Raw genomic sequence first — 19,437 nt, 5'->3', positions numbered from 1 at the left:
TGGGGACATGTTAAAACTCGTTGCCAGGTAAATGAATGTCACGGGTGCTGCGTTCTTACTCTTGCCGAGATTTTCCGGTGGGACGCCCGGGCTGATTTTTCTTGATTCGACGAGCTGTCCGTTTTTGGAGATCAGACACGAAATCGTCGTCGCCTAACGCCCATCCACTAAGAGCCGATTGGGTCAACGCGTCCTGTTGCTTCTGCGTGATGCCCGCTTTTACCAATTCGGCGTAAGCGGCTTCACGCGCGAAGGGTGTGTTACCCAGTGCCCAGAACAAGGCGTGGGGTGTCACCATTTTGTCCGTCCGCAAACCGATGTAGTGGCCATGGCTGGACCAGGGATAGTCTCTCGCCTCTTTCATCACTCCGGAACGCACGGGATTGAGATCGATGTAGGCCATACAGGCCAACAAGTAACGGTCAGTTTCTATTACTGTCGAGCGGTAGCGCCCTTCCCACAAGGTACCTGAACGTCCTTGGCTGTCGTTGAAATAACGCACATAGCTGCGGCCGACCGCTTGCATCATCTGCGGTAGCGCCTCATCGGTTGCAGGGGTTGCGAGCAAATGAAAATGGTTGTTCATCAACACATAGGCATGCAGCGCCACGCCAAACTTCAGGGCATTTTCATTCAGTAGCGCCAAGATCATCTGGTAGTGGGCCATCGATGAAAAAATGACCTGCCGGTTATTGCCCCGCTGGATGATGTGATGCGGATAGCCCGGCAGCGTAAGACGGGGAAGACGGGCCATAAGATGCTTTGCCTGAAGTTTGCGTCATGATAAGTGGATTCCGGCCTCCCCTATTCAGAATATCGACGTGAAAAATTTGCTATTATCTTTATAGCTACTGCGAAAGTCTGCGTTGGGTTGTGGGGCTATTTCAATCGCGAATTAGGAGCGTAAGCCGACTTTCTTCAGGGATTGCGGTCCAAGACCGCGCCATGAAACCCTCCCTCAGTGTTCTTATTTTCAAACGGGGAAAACAGCGTGCCCCATGATCCGCTCATGCTCTTTGGCGGCGAAACGGTCGGTCATGCCGGCGATATAGTCGGCCACCACGCGCTCGGGTTTGGCGCCAGCGGCGTGGGAGGCTCCGATGCCGTCGAAGCGGTCAATATGGGCCTGCGGCAGTTGGGCCGGGTCGGCCATGTAAGCATCAAACAAATCGCGCACAACCTGCTTGGCGGCTTCCGTGGTTTCTACAACTTGAGCGTGACGGTATAAATTTTGCAGCAGAAAGTGCTTGAGGGACGCCGACTGCAAGGACATTTGAACCGAAAAACAAACCAGCGCGCCCTGTTCGCGCACCGCCTGAACGTTGGCCGGCGCCGCTTTTTTCAGCGTCAGGCGCGTTGCGTCGATCACGTCGTAGACTTGCGCACTGAGCATGCGCCGTATGGTCTCAAACAGCAGGCGTCGCCCCTTCAAATAGGGATAGGCCGCCGTCGTTTCGCATCGATACTGACGGAACAGCGCCACCTCTTCCAACTGTTCCAGGCTCAGCAGTCCCGAGCGAACGCCATCATCAATATCGTGGGCGTTGTAAGCAATTTCATCCGCCAGATTGGCCAGCTGCGCCTCCAGACTGGGCTGGCGCCATGCCGGACCACTGCCTGCCTGCTCGACAAACCGGTGCGCTACGCCGAAAGGCTCGCGAGCCTCAATATGGCGGGCATTACGTTTTGAGCAGTGCTTCAAGATGCCTTCGCGTGTCTCGAACGTCAAATTCAAACCGTTGTACGCGGGGTAACTTTCCTCCAGCGCATCCACGACGCGTAGACTTTGCAAATTGTGTTCAAAACCCGCGCTGGCAGGATTGTGAGCTCTCAGGCACGCATTCAAGGCATCCTGCCCCGCGTGCCCGAAGGGCGTGTGGCCTAGATCGTGCGCCAGGGCAATCGCTTCAACCAAGTCTTCATTTAGCTGAAGAGTGCGGGCAATTGAGCGCCCCAGTTGCGCAACCTCCAGCGAATGAGTCAGGCGAGTGCGGAACAGGTCGCCTTCATGGTTCAAAAATACCTGAGTTTTGTAGACTAAACGGCGAAAAGCCGTGGAGTGCACAATTCGGTCGCGATCCCGCTGGAAGTCGGACCGCGTCGGCGCTGGGGCTTCAGGATAACGTCGACCGCGCGACAACGCGGGATCACATGCAGCGGGTGCCCAAGTCATAAATTAAATACGAAAAACAACTGCAGTCCCATCGCCGTGTCCACAATTAGCTAATGTTTCAATCGCGCGTTGATGGGAATTCGGACCGTTGACTACGCACAGCATGCGTCGATCACTTTGCGCACCAGCGCATCGGGCGCAGTGCGCACTGAAGCCTTACCAGGTCCCTCAATCAGCACAAACCGAATCTCTCCCGCCTCGGATTTTTTATCGATGCGCATGAGTTCGAGGTAGCGACCGGCATTGTCAGTCGTCGAAAGTACCGGTCCCTTCACCGGCAACCCGGCTCGCCGGATAAGGCTGGTTAAGCGCTCGACAAACCGGCTATCAACCAAACCCAATTGCTGCGACAGGTGCGCCGCCATCACCATGCCGCAGCCCACGCCTTCGCCGTGCAGCCAATTTCCATACCCCATGCCAGATTCGATCGCGTGCCCAAAGGTATGGCCAAAATTCAAAATCGCCCGCAAGCCAGACTCGCGCTCATCCTGACTCACTACCCGGGCTTTGATCTCACAACTGCGTTGTATGGCGTGCGAGAGTGCGGTCGGCTCTTTCGCCAGCAGCGCATCAAGGTGGGCTTCGATCCATTCGAAAAACAGCATATCGGCGATCGGCCCATATTTAATCACCTCTGCCAAGCCGGCACTCAGTTCACGGGGCGGCAGCGTCGTCAACACATCAAGGTCACACACCACCAAGAGAGGCTGGTAAAACGCTCCGATCATGTTTTTCCCCAACGGATGGTTGATACCCGTTTTGCCGCCTACGGATGAGTCCACTTGAGCCAGAAGCGTCGTGGGTATCTGCACAAATGGCACGCCACGCATGTAACTTGCTGCAGCAAAACCCGTCATATCGCCGACGACACCACCGCCTAATGCAAAAAGTACGGTTTTGCGGTCACAACCGCTTTCCAACAAAGCGTCAAAGATCAACTGAAGGGTGGCCCAGTCCTTGTAAATCTCCCCATCCGGCAACGTGACCAGCAACACCCGGCCATAACGCGCCTGCAGCGCTTGCATCAGCGGCTCCGCATACAGCGGAGCTACGGTCGTGTTGGACACCACCAGAGCTGTCGCGGCGGCAGGCAGGTTTTCGTAGGTGAGCGCGCAACCAAGCAGCTTGGAACCAATCAAAATTGGATAGCTACGTTCAGCCAGACTGATGTGTACCTGGACCGCTTCGGAAGAAGAATTTGCTTGCATAACGGCAAGTGTAGAGGCACTCGTCAGTTTTTTTTACCTGTCCGGTTTTGTTGCAGTAGGCCGTCCGCCACTGCGATGTGGCGCACGCTATGGTGCCCGAATGACGCCAGCCAGTTCGAGTTGCATGACGATCATGTTGACCAGGGTTGCAACCGATGGTCGACCGGTTTCAATCACGAAATGAGCGGTCTCGCGGTAGAGCGGGTCGCGTGCGTGGTAAAGATCACGAAGCCTGGCGAGCGGATCTGGCACCTGAAGCAAGGGTCGGCTCTGGTCATGTCGCAACCGGCGAAAAATCTCTTCCGGCAAAGAGTGAAGGTAAATGACGTGCGTACGCTGCCGAAGACGCTCGCGGTTCGCGAGCCGCAAAACAGCGCCCCCACCGCTCGAAAGAACACATGGAAGGCCTTGGGTCAACTCATCAATGACCAATTGTTCAAGATCACGAAAAGAAGCCTCGCCTTCACGTTGGAAAAAAACGCGAACGGAGCATCCCGTACGCTGTTCTATCACGTGGTCCGAGTCGATGAACTCCAAACCCAACCTTTTGGCAAGGTGCCTGCCAACCGTCGACTTTCCAGAACCCGGAAGACCCACGCATGAAATTTTCAAGAAGCTTGGATTCACTTGGATAGGATGTGCCGCTAACGTTAGTACCTGCACGAAGCAAAGATTTCCTGAAGTAGGGCGCTGTGGCACCGGACCGGAAGATCTGCCGGCTACAGCACCACATCAAAATCCTCACCGAGGGGCGATCCCGCTATTAATTTACATGACTCGAACTATCGCGGCGTTGCTCCGCCGGCGAGTACTTTCGGCGTAATGAACACCAGCAGTTCAGACTTGTTGGCCGTGCGGGTTTTTGTTTTAAACAAAATACCGACTCCCGGCAGATCGCCCAGAAACGGTACCTTGGCTTCATCTACTCGATCTGTTTGTTCAAAAATTCCGCCGATCACCACCGTGCCTCCGTTATCCACAAGAACCTGCGTTTGTATGTGTTTGGTGTTGATGGCGAACCCGGCAGTAGTAGCTTGCCCCACGCTATCCTTGGTAACATCAACATTCAAAATAACATTTCCTTCCGGCGTAATCTGAGGTGTCACTTCAAGCTTCAGGTTAGCTTTCCGAAAAGATACCGACGTAGCGCCGCTGGAAGTCGACTGCTGGTAGGGCAACTCTGTGCCCTGCTCGATCACCGCTTTCACTTGGTCGGCGGTCACAATCCTGGGGCTTGAAACAATCTTGCCTTGACCATCTGCCTCCATCGCGGAGATTTCAAGGTTCAAAAGGCGTGTCAATGACGAGTTGAAAAGTGACACTGCGAAGGTGGCTGCTGGAAAACCGCTTTGTCCCGCCGTTGGCAGATTGACAAAGTCTCCTGCATAGGTGCCTATATTAAGCCCGAGTTTAGGCGCTGTTCCCGTTGGAACGCTGGGTGCAATGTAAGTGCTGCCAACCATAACGTTGCTGGTCGTATTGAAAGGTCGGCCGCCCAGCCGGACCCCGAGCGATTTTCCGAAAGAGTCTGACGCTTCGACAATACGCGACTCAATCAAAACCTGACGTACGGGAATATCCAACTTCGCAATCAAACTTTGAACTTGCTCCAGCTTGGTCGGAATATCTGTGACAAATAACTGGTTGGTACGTGACTCCGATATAACGCTGCCGCGAGGTGATAATATTTTGGTGGTGCCTGCTCCCCCCGTGCCCAACAGTCCGGCAGCGACATCCGAAGCCTTGGCATAGTTCAGCTTAAAGTCCTGCGTCCGCACTTGCTCCAGGCTCTGAATGGCATTTCTAGATTCTAAATCGAGCTTGTCTTTAGCTGCCAGTTCATCCTTGGGCGCTATTAACAACACATTGCCTACCTTGCGCATTCCCAAGCCCTTGGCCTGCAAGATAATATCCAGTGCCTGGTCCCAGGGGACATCCTTCAAACGCAGGGTTACGGCACCGGCAACCGTATCTGAAGTCACAATATTGAAGTTTGTAAAATCCGCAATAACTTGTAAAAGAGAACGAATTTCAATATTCTGAAAATTGAGCGACAGTTTTTCCCCGTTATAACCCACACCTTGAGTCAGTTTTTCCGAATCGACTTTTTGTGGACGCACTTCCAAAACAAATTGGTTATCACTTTGATACGCGCTGTGTTCCCACAAACCTTTAGGCTCGATGACCATGCGCACCTTGTCGCCGACTTGGAAAGTAGTGACTGTTTGGACAGGCGTCCCGAAATCAGTAACATCCAGGCGACGTCGTAATCCCTCGGGCAACGCAGTTTTCAGAAATTCGACCACTAATGTTTGGCCTTGTTGGCGAATGTCAACGCCAACCTCATTATTGGCCAGTCCGACCACAATTCGTCCTGAATTGTCTGTCCCCCGGCGGAAGTCAATGTCTTTGAGCGGAAGGGTGTCGCGGTTGCGGCTCTCGGCAAAAATCGGCGTAGTTGCAGCAGAAGGTACTGCAATGGTGGGAGAGTCCAAGATAATTAGCAGCGTCTTGCCTTGAATCTCAGCTTTGTACGGAGTAGACGCCTTGAGGCTGAGCACCACTCGGGTTCGCTCACCTGCTTGAACTACATTCACCGAACGCAAATTTCCAAGGTTCAAATCAACAGCGGAACGACCCATTGAATTACTAACGCCGGGAAAATCAAGAGCAATGCGCGCAGGAGTCTGGATACTAAACCCGGTAGGCGCAGTCGCCAAGGGTTCGGCAAAATCGATTCGAATAATTTCCGAACTTCCCTGAACCGAGCCAGAAACAGCCTGGATCGCATTGTGCGTTTGCGCCTCAAGTGGCGGAGTGTGCGCGAACAATATCACGCTGAGTGCAACAGAGAGCAACACACGTCCAACCAAACTCAGCAGACTACCTCGCGTCGCCTTCGCCCCTAATGTCCATGTCTGCTTGTTCATTTTGATCCCTCTATAAGCTGCAAAGTCGCTGTTCTCTCTATCCATTCACCAGAAGCGTCCTGAACAATTTCGCGCAAAGCAAGACTCGTTTCGGTCACCTTGTCTATACGACCATAGTTCTGTCCAAGATAATTACCCGCTCGAACCTGATAAATCAAGTTGTCGACACGAACAAGTGCCACAGGCTGGCCGGCTTTAATCAGGCTGCCCACCATGACAATGGCATCCAGCGGGGATGCTTCGAGCGGCTCTTTGCGTCGGCTTAGCTCCGGCGTTATCAAAGCGGCGTTGGCAGTAACCCGATTGGAGTCGCGCTTCAAGGCTTGTGCAAGTTTCTGGCTGCTAAAAGGCTCGACTGAACGCTCCTGGTCATACACTTGCGGCGAGAACTTGGTAGGCTCCTGCAGGGGTTCCGTCCGAGGTTTGGTTGCATCGCGTTGTTCCGCCATCCATTGCTGCAACTCTTCCTGCCCCGAAGCACCGCAACCGACGATTCCGAATAAGACCAGCGTCAAGCTACCAGCCAGCGCATACTTTAAAAGTCTCATTTTTTAGCTCCATTGCCGGGAGCGCTCTTACGCTGCAAAGCGACTTCTTCTTTGTCCAAATATCGAAATGTTTTTGCAGTGGTGTCCATGGACAAGACGCCATCTTTGACCGGCGTAATACTCAGATTATTCAGGGTCACGATGCGCGAGAGATTGGCAATATCGGCAGCGAAAGCTCCAATATCGTGATAACGGCCGGTTACACGGACCGTAATCGGCAACTCGGCGTAATACTCTTTAACACTTACCTGTCCAGGTCGAAACAACTCGAACTGCAGGCTGCGGCCCAGACCGGCTTGGTTAATATCAGAAAGCAGTGCATCCATTTCAGCCTTGCTGGGCAATTGTTTTTCGAGCTGGGTAACATACTGCTGGACTTGTTCTCGCTGTTTCTTCAGCGCGTCCAGATTAACCGCCTGCGTAAGCTTCTTTTTATAGTCTTCTCTCAGTTCAACTTCTTTTGTTTTCTCTGCAGTCAACTCTTTTTCTGACGATTCCAACCCAAGAAACCAGAGCGCAACCACAACAACCAGCGTGACCGCAACGCATAGAAGATAACGCGGCAAAGCCGGCAATGAAGGCGGATCTTTCCAATCAAGACCGGTGAACTGTGCCTTCAAATCACTTTGAATATCGGCGAAATTGATAGGGAGTTTTAAAGTTTTTACCATGATCAGTCTTATTCAAACCGCGTCATGTCTTGGATGACGCAGATGCGGCAGACGCTGGCGCTGAACTTAAGTTGGCGGAATTGACAGGCGTTGGATCACTGGCCCGTTTGAGCCCCACCCGCATGGTGAAATTGGACACCCGCCGCTGATCGCGCTGGCTCAGGGTAACAATACTGGCGGTGATTTCAACCAGTTCGGGCTTGGTCAACCAAGGGCTGTTATTGGAAAAATTTCGCAACAGTTCGGAAACCCGCTCGTTGGATTGCGCAACCCCCGTGATCAGGACAGTCTGGTTATCCTGCCTCATACTATTTATATATACCCCGTCGGGCAATTGCTTGACTAGTTCGTTGAGCAAATGCACAGGCATATTGCGGTTTCCCTGCAATTCTTCCACCGCATTTTGGCGCGCCCTCAGCCCAGCGATCTCTGCTTGCAAAGTTGAAATGTCCTTGATCTGCCCATCCAGGCGGGAAATTTCAGATTTGAGGAAAGTATTCTTTCCCTGCTGGCTTTCGATTTCAGTCAGGTACCAGGAATAGACTGCGCCGCAAATCAGAACGCCTGCCAGTGCAGCTAAACCAAGCGTTGCATGAAATACTTCCCGCCTCTTCTTGCGCGCAGCTTCCCGGTGCGGGAGCAGATTGATCAGAATCACTGCAAAAACCTCCGCAAAGCCAGTCCGCAGGAGGTTAAATACGACGACGACTCACGCCGCATTTTCTTTTCCCGCACGCCAGATCCCAGTTCCATGCCTTCAAAAGGATTAATCAGCGAGCAGGCGAATGAGGTCTGCTGCGTCACGGAATCGGTCAGTCCAGCCAAGGCAGAGGAGCCGCCGGCAAGCATCACGTAATCAATCTTGTTATGCGGCGTACTCGTGAAAAAGAACTGTAGCGCTCGGCCAATTTCTTGAGCCAGACTCTCCACGAACGGCTTCAACACGCTCAATCCATAATCTTCAGGCAAATCACCGCTGCGCTTTTTAGCCTCCGCTTCTTCGGGCGAAAACCCGTACTGGCGAACAATCAACTGCGTCAGTTGCGCCCCACCAAAGGCTTGGTCGCGCTCGTACAACACGTCATCATTCCTGAGCACCTGCATGCTGGTGGTCAAAGCGCCCACTTCAAACAGCGCAATCATGGCGCCGACGCCCTTGTCAGGCAGATTTGCAATCAGGCGTGCGGTTGCAAGGCGCGAAGCGTAAGACTCCACATCCATTATTACGGGTTTAAGCCCGGCAGCCTCCGCAAGACCTTGTCGGTCCTGCACTTTTTCCTTGCGCGAAGCGGCAATCAGCACTTCGACGTCGCCGCTGGACATAGCGCTGGGACCCACCACACAAAAATCCAGGCTGACCTCATCGAGAGAGAAGGGAATATATTGGTTGGCCTCAGACTCGACCTGAGTTTCTAGTTCGGCGTCACTCAGGCCACCCGGCAAAATGATTTTTTTGCTAATCACCGCCGAGGCCGGCAGCGCCATCGCCACGTTCTTGGTGCGGGCCCCGCTCTTTTTGACCAAACGGCGCACGGCGTCTGCCACCTCGTCGAATTTTTCGACATTTCCATCCGTGATCCAGCCGGGCTCCAGCGGCTCCATTGCACATCGCTCCAGCACCAAATTGCCTGCGCTGTCATGGCTCAACTCCACCAGCTTGACGCCGGAAGAACTGATGTCAAGACCCAGCAACGCGGGCTGCTGACGGTTGAATAACGATCCCACAGAGATCAAGGCGGTCCCCAAATGACGGCTAATATGTAGCCCTGCATACTTAATAAATCGGTTGAATAGTAGCAGTAAGCTCTTTGTGCTGTAAGGATTTTTCCTGCTTCCTGGGTCGCCACCGTTGTCAAAAGCAGACGGTTTTGACGCCTCTGTCAATGCAAGTCAGGTCAAAGCACTGTCTGTAAACGTAACAGTGTGGCGTTTTGGAAGGCGCCTGATACCTCCGGGTTTCCGGGGTTTTTATAATGATCACGCGACTTTACGATTGTCTACATGCCCTCTACGCCCTCCTCTTCAAATCCAACCCCCCGCCCGGTGAAGCCGACCTCTTCAAACCCTTCCTGGCAGCGCTGGTTGATCAAACTTTCCATATGGAGTGCGGGTTTGGTCCTGGCGGGCATTGCCGGACTCCTCTTGTTCATCGCCATTGCCCTATCGGTCGCCTACCCAAATCTGCCAGATATCTCAGATTTATCAGACTACCGACCCAAGTTGCCACTGCGTGTCTATTCTGCAGACGGCGTCGTGATCGGCGAGTTTGGCGAAGAGCGTCGGAATTTCACCCCGATCAAGGATATTCCTCAAGTCATGAAAGACGCTGTACTGGCTATCGAGGACGCGCGCTTCTTCTCGCATGGAGGCGTGGACTATCTTGGCGTGATACGTGCAGGCTTTGCCAATCTGGGGCGCGCAAAGAGCCAGGGGGCCTCTACGATCACCATGCAGGTAGCCCGAAACGTGTACCTGTCAGCCGAAAAAAGCTATACCCGAAAAATTTATGAAATCCTGCTGACCTTCAAGCTGGAGCATTTACTGACCAAAGACCAGATTCTTGAGATCTACATGAATCAGATTTTTCTGGGCAACCGGGCCTACGGCTTTGCTGCCGCTTCAGAGGCCTACTTTGGCAAACCGCTCAAGAATATTTCAATTGCGGAAGCGGCCATGCTGGCTGGCCTTCCGAAAGCACCTTCGGCCTACAACCCCATCATCAACCCCACCCGGGCCCGCGCCCGCCAGCTCTACATCATTGAGCGTATGGAACAAAACGGCTTCATCACAGCCGATCAAGCCAAGACCGCCAAGGAGGAAGAACTCCATGTCAAAACCGGGTCCGACACCGGCCGCATACATGCCGAATACGTGGCGGAAACAGTGCGCCAGCTGGTATACAACCAGTACGGTGAAGAAAGCTATACCCGAGGACTCAATGTTTACACGACCTTGATCGCCACCGACCAGGCAGTGGCTTACAAGGCCTTGCGCAAAGGCATCATGGATTACGAGCGCCGGCAAATTTACCGAGGACCTGAAAAATTCATCGACCTTCCAGCCAACCCTCAAGAGACGCAGGATGCAATTGACGAAGCGTTGACCGACAACCCCGACAACGGCGACATCATGTCTGCCGTGGTGCTAGAGGCCAATCCCAAGCGAATTTTTGCGATGCGCCAGAACAGCGAGACAGTTGCAATCACAGGCGAAGGCCTGAAGCCCGCGCAGTCTGGCTTGGCTGACAAAGCCGGACCCAACATCAAGATCCGCCGTGGCGCCCTGATCCGGGTGGTGAAAACCGTGAAAAATACGTGGGAAATTACCCAGCTTCCCGAAGTTGAAGGCGCTTTTGTGGCCTTGGATCCGCGGGATGGATCCGTCCGCGCGCTGGTCGGCGGGTTTGATTTTCAGAAGAGCAAATTCAACCACGTGACCCAAGCTTGGCGCCAGCCAGGGTCCAGCTTCAAACCTTTTATCTATTCGGCAGCGCTTGAGAAAGGCTTCACTCCAGCCACGGTTGTGAATGACGCGCCCTTGTTTTTCGATGCAGGCGTTACGGGCGGCCAACCTTGGGAGCCCAAAAATTACGATGGAAATTTCGAGGGCCCTATGACCTTGCGAACTGGTCTGAAGAAATCAAAGAACATGATTTCCATCCGTATTCTTCAGGCAATCGGTCCCAAGTACGCGCAGGAATGGATCACACATTTTGGTTTTGAGGCAGAAAAACACCCCGCTTACCTCACCATGGCGCTGGGCGCCGGCTCGGTCACGCCGATGCAAATGGTCACGGGATATTCCGTCTTTGCGAACGGGGGCTTTCGGGTCAATCCCTATCTGATCACGAAAATTACCGATCAACGAGGCAAAGTTTTACTCGAGACCAAACCGCCTGTTTTGAATGAATCAGCGAGGGGTATTGACCCGCGCAACGCCTTTATCATGGACAGTTTGTTACAAGAAGTAGCACGATCGGGCACGGCAGCCAAAGCGCAGGCGATGCTCAAGCGTCCTGATATTTTCGGAAAAACCGGTACGACCAACGACTCGATAGACACTTGGTTTGTGGGTTTTCAGCCGACGCTCGCGGCTGCGGTCTGGATGGGGTACGACACCCCCAAAAAGCTTGGCGATCGGGAGACGGGTGGCGGCCTGAGCTTGCCCATCTGGATCAACTTCATGGAATACGCCCTCAAAGGGGTACCGGTTACCGAATATCCACCGCCTGAAGGCGTGGTGAATGTAGGCGGCGAGTGGTACTACAACGAGTATGCCAAGGGCGCCGGGGTAACTAGCGTAGGGACACAGCAAGATGCGGGGTCTGCCAACGCGGGCCCGCCCGCTGGCGGCATTCAGGTGCTGCCACCTTCGGACGAAAAGAAACGAATACTGGATCTTTTCAAGAACTAATCAGGGGCCAAGCGGGGCCATTACCGGCTCCCCGCGAGAAGCAAGGTGTTTTCGATCTACCCGCTATTCAAGCCGATGCCTTGAACACCAGGGCTTGGCCTGCCTGTTCGCTGGCGTAGATCGATAAGTTGGCAAAAAACTCGCGCGAGTCCTTTGTGTCCGCCCATTGATTGCCAACGAATCGGTAGTGAAATCCGCCCGCTTTGGCCGCCATCCAGATTTCCTGAAGCGGTTTTTGCAGGTTAATAATGATCTGACTCTGATTCTGGAAGGTCAGCGTGATCATGCTGCCGGTCCGCTGGTTGTCAAGGTCCACATCGGTCTCATCATTAATGCGGTCACAGGCGAGTTCAATGGCCTTCAGCACGTTCTCCGCCAAGTCTTGGTAGTCAAGGTCAGTCATTACAATTCCATCATGGTTTTCTTACTTCAAATTTTAGATCGGCTCCAGGCTGCTATTTCCAGGCACAGCCTTTTTGCCGTCGTGGCGGTTGCTGTAACGCTGGTCGGTTGCGGCCAGAAAGGTCCACTTTTCATACGGGTACCGCCCAGCGTGCAGCCCGCGTCACTGCCCACCGCGATACCTGCGGTGCTTGTACCTCTTTCTCCCGCATCGGCTACAAAATGAGTGATTTAGTCACCCAAGCCGCACCTGCAGCGCTTCCAGGTCACCCATTTTTAGCTTATCGAAATGAGTCGCTTCACCTCGAAGACGTAACGCTCTCAAAGCTGATCAGAGAGCATGGCACACCTCTTTTCGTGTATTCGAAGGCCGCCATGCTGTCAGCCCTGGCGGCTTATCAACGCGGTTTCGCAGGACGCCGTGCGCAAATCTGCTACGCCATGAAGGCTAATTCCTCGTTGGGCGTGCTGCAAGTGTTTGCCCAGGCCGGGTGCGGCTTTGATATTGTTTCGGGCGGCGAACTTGACCGCGTGCTAGCGGCAGGCGGAGATGCCCAAAAAATTATTTTTTCCGGCGTCGGTAAAACCCGTGCCGAAATGCAGCACGCACTGGCGGCGGGCATTGGCTGCTTCAATGTTGAAAGCGAGGGTGAGCTGGATGCACTTTCGAGCGTTGCGGTTGCGATGAATCTACTCGCACCAGTGAGCATTCGGGTCAATCCCAATGTTGATCCCAAAACGCATCCCTATATCTCGACCGGCTTAAAAGACAATAAATTCGGTGTTGCCCACGAAGATGCGTTGCGCGTTTACCAGCACGCGGCTTCCCTGAAAGGACTCAAGGTCATCGGAATCGACTGCCATATCGGTTCACAAATCACCGATGCCACCCCCTATCTCGACGCGATGGACCGAATTCTTGATCTGGTAGTTTCCATTGAAGCCGCAGGTATCCCGCTTGAGCACATCGACTTTGGCGGTGGACTGGGCATCAATTACAACCACGACACTCCGCCAGCGGCGGACGCGCTTTGGCAGCAGTTGCTAACCAAATTGGATGCACGCGGATTCGGCGCGAAAAAACTAATGATCGAGCCTGGCCGTTCACTGGTGGGCAATGCCGGTGTTTGCCTCACTGAGGTGCTCTACCTAAAGTTCGGCGAGCAGAAAAATTTCTGCATTATTGACGCGGCCATGAACGACTTGCCGCGCCCGGCCTTATACCAAGCTTTCCACGCCATCGTCCCCGTTGCATTGCCGGGCATAGGGGCAACAGGGGCCACGGAGGCCACTTACGACGTTGTGGGCCCGGTGTGTGAAAGCGGAGACTGGATTGGCCACGAGCGCGCCCTGAGTGTCGCAGCGGGTGACCATTTGGCCGTATTGTCGGCGGGTGCCTATTGCATGAGCATGGCCAGCAACTACAACACCCGCAACCGAGCCGCTGAGATATTGGTAGACGGCTGCAAAAGCCATTTGATTCGCCGAAGGGAAACCGTACAGGAACAGATGCAGCAGGAGCGCCTAGTGGACTCCTGACAGCCCATAGAGCGCCACACCCGGCCCACCCTGACAATCAATAAACCATTATTAAGATAGCTTGGTTCGACCGGCGTACGACCGCTGCGGCATCTTCCTTTTTAAAAACTGCTGCACCCGCCAGCCCAGCAAAAAAACGATGATCGCTGCATAGACAAACACTTCAGCAAAATTGTTCTTGCCTGCACGCATCCAGAAAAAATGCAACAACCCAAGGCCGGCAATCAGGTACACCAGCTTGTGCAGCATTTGCCAGCGTTTGGCACCCATGGCCTTGATAGCGGCATTAAACGAAGTAGCCGCCAAAGGCGTGAGCAGCACAAACGCGGTAAAGCCTACGAGGATGAAAGGCCGTTTACCGATATCTTTGGCAATATCGGAAACATCCAGGCCCATGTCAAACCAACTGTAGCTCAGTAGGTGAACGAAGGCATAAAAATACGCGAAAAGACCCAGCATGCGGCGAAAGCGCGCCAGCGCCGGCGTGCTGCTGATGACTCTAAGAGGGGTCACGGCCAGCACAATGCAAATAAACCGCAGTGTCCAGTCGCCCATGGCGCGAATTAACGCCTCTGCGGGATTGGCCCCTAGCTGGTTGCTCAGTGCCCTGTAAAACAACCACGCAAAAGGCAGTAGGCAAAGAACGAAGAGAGTCGCCTTTGCCGCGGGGTGCAGCAATAGCTTTTGACGCGAGAGCATCAGAACAACTTCTTGAGGTCCATGCCGGCGTACAACTGGCCGACTTGCGCTTCGTAACCATTGAACATCAGGGTTTTACGCTTTTTCGCAAACAAACCGTCTTCACCAATCCTCCGCTCAGTGGCCTGACTCCAGCGCGGATGGTCCACAGTCGGATTGACGTTGGAATAAAAACCATATTCCTGCGCGGCGGCCTTGTTCCAAGCGGTTCGGGGCTCCTTGTCGGTGAACCTGATCTTGACGATACTTTTTCCGCTTTTGAAACCGTATTTCCACGGAACCACCAGACGCACAGGCGCGCCATTCTGATTCGGCAGCACTTCCCCATACATGCCGAACGCCAGCAGGGCCAAGGGGTTCATCGCCTCGTCGAGGCGCAGTGCCTCGACATAAGGCCAGTCCAGCACGCGCGAGCCGACAAAGGGCATGGTTTTAGGGTCGGCAAGGGTAACGAACTCGACATATTTTGCGCTCCCCAGCGGCTCAACTTTTTTGATCAATTCAGCCAACGAATAACCGACCCAGGGGATCACCATGGACCAGCCCTCTACGCAGCGGTGGCGATAGATACGCTCTTCCTGAGGGCTGAGCTTGATCAGGTCTTCGAGCGTGTAGGTTTTTGGTTGCTTGACCAAACCTTCCACGACGACCGACCAGGGCTTTGTTACCAGCGTATGCGCATTTTTAGCCGGATCTGCCTTGTCAGTACCAAACTCGTAGTAGTTGTTATAGCTCGTGGCGTCTTTGTAATCGGTGATTTTTTCCAGGGTCATTGCGCCGGCAACCGCTGATTTTCCAGCAGGCAGTACCGCCAGCTTACCTGGCTTTTGAATCGTTTGAGCGAAGGCTCGGCGCCCCGCCCAGCTTGCCAGCGTTACCCCAGCGGCACCCGTAGCCACTAGCTTCATCAGGTCGCGGCGGGCATGATAAATGTCCTGAGGCGTTATTTCGCTGGAAACCGGGGAATCAAACGAGCTGGCGGTGGTCCTGATGAGCATGAACGGTCCTTGAAGGGAAATAATGGCTAGTCTTAATACGCGACCATTTCTTACACGGATTCAATTACCTGGAGTCACCTCACGCCTACAAGGTTCCGTAACTGTGTAAACCTGACAGAAACATATTGACTCCCAAAAACGCAAATGAGGTCACCGCCACCCCGGCCAGCGCCCACCATGCGGCGACAGTCCCCCGCAACCCCTTCATAAGCCGCATGTGCAGCCAGGCGGCGTAGTTAAGCCAGACAATCAATGCCCAGGTTTCCTTGGGATCCCAGCTCCAGTACCCCCCCCAAGCCTCGGCCGCCCAGAGCGCACCGAGCACAGTGGCAATCGTAAAGAAGGCAAAACCGACTGCAATCGCCTTGTACATCACATCGTCAAGCACTTCAAAGCTCGGCAGGCGAGCAGCAATACGCTTGCGGCCCAACAAAATCAGGGAAGCGATCAAACCGGCCACGACCAGATAGCCCACCCAATAGTTGCCGCCGCCCACGTCGGCAGGCGATTTACGGAAAACAATCGGAACAAAACACAACACGACGCCCAGCAACCACAACGGCGTGAGCTTGTACCAGCGGGTTTCAGTCGCCTGCTGTTTGACCAGGTAAGCGAGTGACACCATGGACGCCAGCGAAAACATACCGTAGCCAATGAAATTGGCAGGCACGTGCAGCTTCATCCACCAGCTTTTAAGGGCCGGTACCAGCGGCTGGATTTGATGGGCTTCGCGCACGATGGTGTACCACAGTAAAAATCCAACTGCGGCGCTCACCACCAGCATGACGAAAGCACCCAGCGCACGGGTGTGGTACTTTTCCTCGAAGTAAAGATAGAACGCTGCCGTCATCCAGCAAAACAGCACAAACACTTCATACAGATTACTGACCGGAATATGCCCGACGTCGGCACCAATGAGGTAACTTTCATACCAGCGCACCAGCGTGCCAATCAGCGCCATGCCCACCGCTACCCAGGCGATTTTCGAACCCAGGGACTCCAGCACCGCACTCTGGCCTGAACCTTCACGTCCAGCGAACATGCCGAGCCAATAAAAAATAGTACTCATGAAGAAGAGCATGCTCATCCACAAAATCGCGGATTGACTGGACAGAAAATACTTCAGCCAAAACACCTGTTCTGCCCGTGCCAGATCGCCCTGGTAGGAGGCAATACCAAGCAACGCAAAGCCGGTGACGACCAGCATCAGCACCCGCAGAGGGCGCCAGAACCAACCCATGGCAATCGTCGCCGGAATGGCCGCCATCAGGATGCCCTTTTCGTACACATCCATAAACGTGCTGTAGCGGGCAAAAGCGTAAAGAAAGCCCCCCACGACCAGCGCGGCAAACATCCAGTCCAGCGGGCTGCGCTTGGAGAAATAGCCCTCGTTCAGACTCAGCGTGGTGCTGTGTCTTCCGGCCGACAACGTGGTGGTGTTGATACTTGTAGTATTCATAAAGGTGCCTGCAACAGTTTCGTTTTCAACATCTCAAACTCTTTATCACCGTCCATGGTTTTACGATTGGTGGACAAGGCCATGGTCGCGTAGCTGCTTGCGGTAGATTCTGACACTGGATGCCCGCCCACCGCAATGGGATTTCCAGATTCGGCAGTAAAGTCGGTCTGACGGGGTGCCAGCCAGACCCAAACACGCCGCTCGCGCACGTACAGCATGGCAAATATCCCCAATATCAGAAAGCCACAGCCCAGGTAGACAACCGTTTTGCCCGGCGCCCGTGCCACCTGGAACACACTGGCCTGCACTTGTGTGAAATCTTTGAGCTCAAAGGCCATCGGCGCCGGATAATGGGGGGCGTCGGACAGGCTGAGAACCATCTGCGACATGAAAGCCCGGGTTTTCTCGTCCTGTGGCAGCGGCTTCAGGCCGCTTTGCTCTCGCGTCATCTGTGTGAGCTCAAACAGCCCGCCATTAAGAATACGAACCAGCATCTCGCCAGCACGGTTGCGCTCGGCTTCCGGGACGTTGGCTTCCATAAAGTTAGAGATAGCCTCTAACCCGGCCGCTGTCTTTACATTGCCCGATGACGGGCCGGGGGCTCCGCTACCTGCAAACAGTGCCAGCGCACGCGATGCGGAGGCGGCGAGCTGCGGAATCAGTTCGGGGCGGTCAGGGCCAATAGCTTGACTGGCATATCGGTTGACAGCGAGTTCGCGCTGCGCGGGGTCAGCCAACGCGGCGCGGAGGCGTACAAAGGTTTCCATACTGCCTTCCGCGTCGACGGGAATCCGCAGGTACTGAAAGGCATCGGCCGGCGTTTCTCTCACACCCATCAAAAACACCGCCGGGCTGTCCAAGCCTTCATCCACCTTGACGGGTAGCATATAGTTTTGAAACTCACGGGCTTGACCGGCCGCATCGCGCAACTTGTAGCGCACGCTTGGGCCGACATTGCGGAGCTCTTTTTGCGTGACGGTTTTATTGGCTGCACCCAAGCGGGTGTCGATAGCCTGGCGCAAATCGACTTTACGCACATCCGTACCCGAGCCGCTGCCCTGGTTGCCCCCAGCAGCGAAGTTTTCGACATTAATGACGCGCAGCGCCGTATATTCAAGCGTCAGTTTTTCTGCGCCACTCGTCAGGCTGCTGGAACCGCCAATCGTGCCCTGAATTTCGAACGGCTTGCTCGCCGCAGCCATCGGTATCGCCTTGAGCGTGACACTGGAACCACCGTCGTCAAAGCTGGACTGGTATATTTCGACGCCCTTGTACTTGGCAGGGTGATTGACCTCCACCCGCACCGGGACCTTGTCGCCAGTCTCCTTGTCATGAATGATGATGTCGCTTGCAAACAGCTTGGGCATGCCGGTGGAGTAATACTCGACGATGAATTTTTTCAGTTCAATCGAAAACGGCAGTTCCTGCAGGAGCACACCGCCGGGCTGGTTCAGAATGGCAGTCCCGGATTGCGTTCCCTCGGCGACCAGAAGATTCGCGCGAAACGTTGGGTTGCTGTCACTCAGCCGATGCTGGGAAGGTACATCGGAAATCAGTCCGCCGCCGGTGTAGATAGATTTCCCCCCCAACCACATTTGCGCGCGCACCATCATGTCGCCATCAAGCAGACCCCCCACGCAGATCAGCACAATTGCGCTGTGTGCCGCGATGTAGCCCAACTTGTTAGCGGTGCCCTTTTTGGCGGCCACCATCCAGCCGGTATTTCTTTGCTGCAGTTTGACCTTCCAGCCGCTTTGCACCAGCGTTTGACCAATACGGCGGGCCGCTACTTCAGGCAACTCCGCAAGGGCCCCCTCAGCACGGTGGCCAAACGCCTTGAGGCTTTGTTCGCGGACGTTTTCCTTCAGCTGGCTCAGGTCAATCAGAATTTTGGGCGCGTTGCGTGCAATGCAAAGACTGGTGCTGATAACAAGAAAGGTCAGAATCAGCAAAAACCACCAGGCGCTGTAGATGGTGTTCAAGCTGGTCAGGTTGAAAACCTGCGCCCAGAACGGTCCGAACTGGTTCACATAGTTGCTCAGCGGCTCTTGTTGCTTGAGCACCGTTCCGATGACGGACGCAATGCAGATGACCGTCAACAGCGAAATGGAAAATCGCATCGACGACAGCAACTCCACGGACGCCCGGAGAGTGCGGGAACCCCAGTTGACTTTCATGCCTTGGGTGGAAACTGTCATGCGGAAAGTTGGTTCTGATGTCGGTTCAAAAGGCGTCAGCGGCACACCAAGCGGAGCGAGCCGACGGAAGAAAAATCAGCAAAAACAAAAAAAGCGGACTTTTATCAGAAAGGCCCGCTTCGATGAGATCGACTTTGGAGGCTTAGGTTCAATACTGCAAACGATCTATGCATAATTTCTGAGAAAAGGGCTTACGTCA

18 protein-coding genes are annotated in these 19,437 nt (G+C 54.2%); 4 read left to right on the top strand and 14 right to left on the bottom strand.

Annotated elements, in window-relative coordinates; translation table 11 throughout:
• Nucleotides 1-55: 55 nt before the first annotated feature.
• The 9 genes from HHJ16_RS16260 to HHJ16_RS16220 all read right to left on the bottom strand — a co-directional run bounded on the left by HHJ16_RS16260 (nt 56) and on the right by HHJ16_RS16220 (nt 9,264).
• Nucleotides 56-754: a transposase gene (locus tag HHJ16_RS16260; protein WP_296902290.1), complete on the bottom strand. Its 699-nt coding sequence runs from the start codon at nt 752-754 to the stop codon at nt 56-58.
• 219 nt (nt 755-973) lie between these two features.
• The gene (locus tag HHJ16_RS16255) at nt 974-2,173 is read right to left on the bottom strand and encodes a deoxyguanosinetriphosphate triphosphohydrolase (protein ID WP_296902288.1); all 1,200 of its coding nucleotides are present in this window, start codon (nt 2,171-2,173) and stop codon (nt 974-976) included.
• A 92-nt stretch (nt 2,174-2,265) separates the two neighbouring features.
• Nucleotides 2,266-3,381, bottom strand: coding sequence for a 3-dehydroquinate synthase (gene aroB / locus HHJ16_RS16250; RefSeq protein WP_296902286.1), 1,116 nt, complete (start codon nt 3,379-3,381; stop codon nt 2,266-2,268).
• 87 nt (nt 3,382-3,468) lie between these two features.
• The gene (locus HHJ16_RS16245) at nt 3,469-3,993 is read right to left on the bottom strand and encodes a shikimate kinase (protein ID WP_296902284.1); all 525 of its coding nucleotides are present in this window, start codon (nt 3,991-3,993) and stop codon (nt 3,469-3,471) included.
• A 170-nt stretch (nt 3,994-4,163) separates the two neighbouring features.
• On the bottom strand, nt 4,164-6,311 hold the full coding sequence (locus HHJ16_RS16240; RefSeq protein WP_296902282.1) for a type IV pilus secretin PilQ: 2,148 nt from the start codon (nt 6,309-6,311) through the stop codon (nt 4,164-4,166).
• Entirely contained in the window at nt 6,308-6,859 is a 552-nt protein-coding gene (locus HHJ16_RS16235; protein ID WP_296902280.1) for a pilus assembly protein PilP, read from the bottom strand. Before HHJ16_RS16235 ends, HHJ16_RS16240 begins: the two co-directional genes overlap by 4 nt.
• A complete protein-coding gene (locus tag HHJ16_RS16230; protein WP_296902278.1) occupies nt 6,856-7,530 on the bottom strand; it encodes a type 4a pilus biogenesis protein PilO in 675 nt (224 codons plus the stop codon). The genes HHJ16_RS16235 and HHJ16_RS16230 overlap by 4 nt, the downstream gene beginning before the upstream one ends.
• A 22-nt stretch (nt 7,531-7,552) precedes the next feature.
• Nucleotides 7,553-8,188 carry a PilN domain-containing protein gene (locus HHJ16_RS16225; protein WP_296902276.1) on the bottom strand — a complete coding sequence of 212 codons (636 nt, stop codon included), beginning with the start codon at nt 8,186-8,188 and terminating at the stop codon, nt 7,553-7,555.
• On the bottom strand, nt 8,185-9,264 hold the full coding sequence (locus HHJ16_RS16220; protein ID WP_296902274.1) for a pilus assembly protein PilM: 1,080 nt from the start codon (nt 9,262-9,264) through the stop codon (nt 8,185-8,187). The genes HHJ16_RS16225 and HHJ16_RS16220 overlap by 4 nt, the downstream gene beginning before the upstream one ends.
• 267 nt (nt 9,265-9,531) lie before the next feature.
• Here HHJ16_RS16220 and HHJ16_RS16215 point away from each other — a divergent pair, with 267 nt between their 5' ends.
• The gene (locus tag HHJ16_RS16215; RefSeq protein WP_296902272.1) at nt 9,532-11,943 is read left to right on the top strand and encodes a penicillin-binding protein 1A; all 2,412 of its coding nucleotides are present in this window, start codon (nt 9,532-9,534) and stop codon (nt 11,941-11,943) included.
• Nucleotides 11,944-12,010: 67 nt separating this feature from the next.
• Here HHJ16_RS16215 and cyaY read toward each other — a convergent pair whose 3' ends face one another.
• Complete coding sequence (gene cyaY, locus HHJ16_RS16210) at nt 12,011-12,346, bottom strand: iron donor protein CyaY (protein WP_296902270.1); 336 nt, start codon at nt 12,344-12,346, stop codon at nt 12,011-12,013.
• 12 nt (nt 12,347-12,358) lie between these two features.
• Between cyaY and HHJ16_RS16940 the strand changes: the two genes are divergently transcribed.
• Nucleotides 12,359-12,571: a lipoprotein gene (locus HHJ16_RS16940; RefSeq protein ID WP_366557504.1), complete on the top strand. Its 213-nt coding sequence runs from the start codon at nt 12,359-12,361 to the stop codon at nt 12,569-12,571.
• On the top strand, nt 12,568-13,884 hold the full coding sequence (gene lysA / locus HHJ16_RS16205; protein WP_296902269.1) for a diaminopimelate decarboxylase: 1,317 nt from the start codon (nt 12,568-12,570) through the stop codon (nt 13,882-13,884). The genes HHJ16_RS16940 and lysA overlap by 4 nt, the downstream gene beginning before the upstream one ends.
• Before the next feature lie 51 nt (nt 13,885-13,935).
• Here the strand turns inward: lysA and HHJ16_RS16200 are convergent, their stop codons facing one another.
• The 4 genes from HHJ16_RS16200 to HHJ16_RS16185 all read right to left on the bottom strand — a co-directional run bounded on the left by HHJ16_RS16200 (nt 13,936) and on the right by HHJ16_RS16185 (nt 19,238).
• The gene (locus HHJ16_RS16200; RefSeq protein WP_296902267.1) at nt 13,936-14,583 is read right to left on the bottom strand and encodes a protein-methionine-sulfoxide reductase heme-binding subunit MsrQ; all 648 of its coding nucleotides are present in this window, start codon (nt 14,581-14,583) and stop codon (nt 13,936-13,938) included.
• Nucleotides 14,583-15,581 (bottom strand): protein-methionine-sulfoxide reductase catalytic subunit MsrP, encoded by a 999-nt coding sequence (gene msrP / locus HHJ16_RS16195; RefSeq protein ID WP_296902266.1) that lies wholly within the window; start codon nt 15,579-15,581, stop codon nt 14,583-14,585. The genes HHJ16_RS16200 and msrP overlap by 1 nt, the downstream gene beginning before the upstream one ends.
• An 85-nt stretch (nt 15,582-15,666) precedes the next feature.
• Nucleotides 15,667-17,040: a c-type cytochrome biogenesis protein CcsB gene (ccsB, locus tag HHJ16_RS16190; RefSeq protein ID WP_296902265.1), complete on the bottom strand. Its 1,374-nt coding sequence runs from the start codon at nt 17,038-17,040 to the stop codon at nt 15,667-15,669.
• Nucleotides 17,037-19,238 (bottom strand): cytochrome c biogenesis protein ResB, encoded by a 2,202-nt coding sequence (locus HHJ16_RS16185; protein WP_296902264.1) that lies wholly within the window; start codon nt 19,236-19,238, stop codon nt 17,037-17,039. The genes ccsB and HHJ16_RS16185 overlap by 4 nt, the downstream gene beginning before the upstream one ends.
• Here HHJ16_RS16185 and HHJ16_RS16180 point away from each other — a divergent pair.
• Nucleotides 19,237-19,413, top strand: coding sequence for a hypothetical protein (locus HHJ16_RS16180; protein WP_296902263.1), 177 nt, complete (start codon nt 19,237-19,239; stop codon nt 19,411-19,413). The genes HHJ16_RS16185 and HHJ16_RS16180 overlap by 2 nt on opposite strands.
• Nucleotides 19,414-19,437: the final 24 nt, after the last annotated feature.

Origin of the sequence: Polaromonas sp., from assembly GCF_012927485.1 — a bacterium.
In the GTDB taxonomy this organism is placed as follows: Bacteria; Pseudomonadota; Gammaproteobacteria; order Burkholderiales; family Burkholderiaceae_C; genus Polaromonas.
This window is presented reverse-complemented; position numbering and strand designations above follow the sequence as displayed.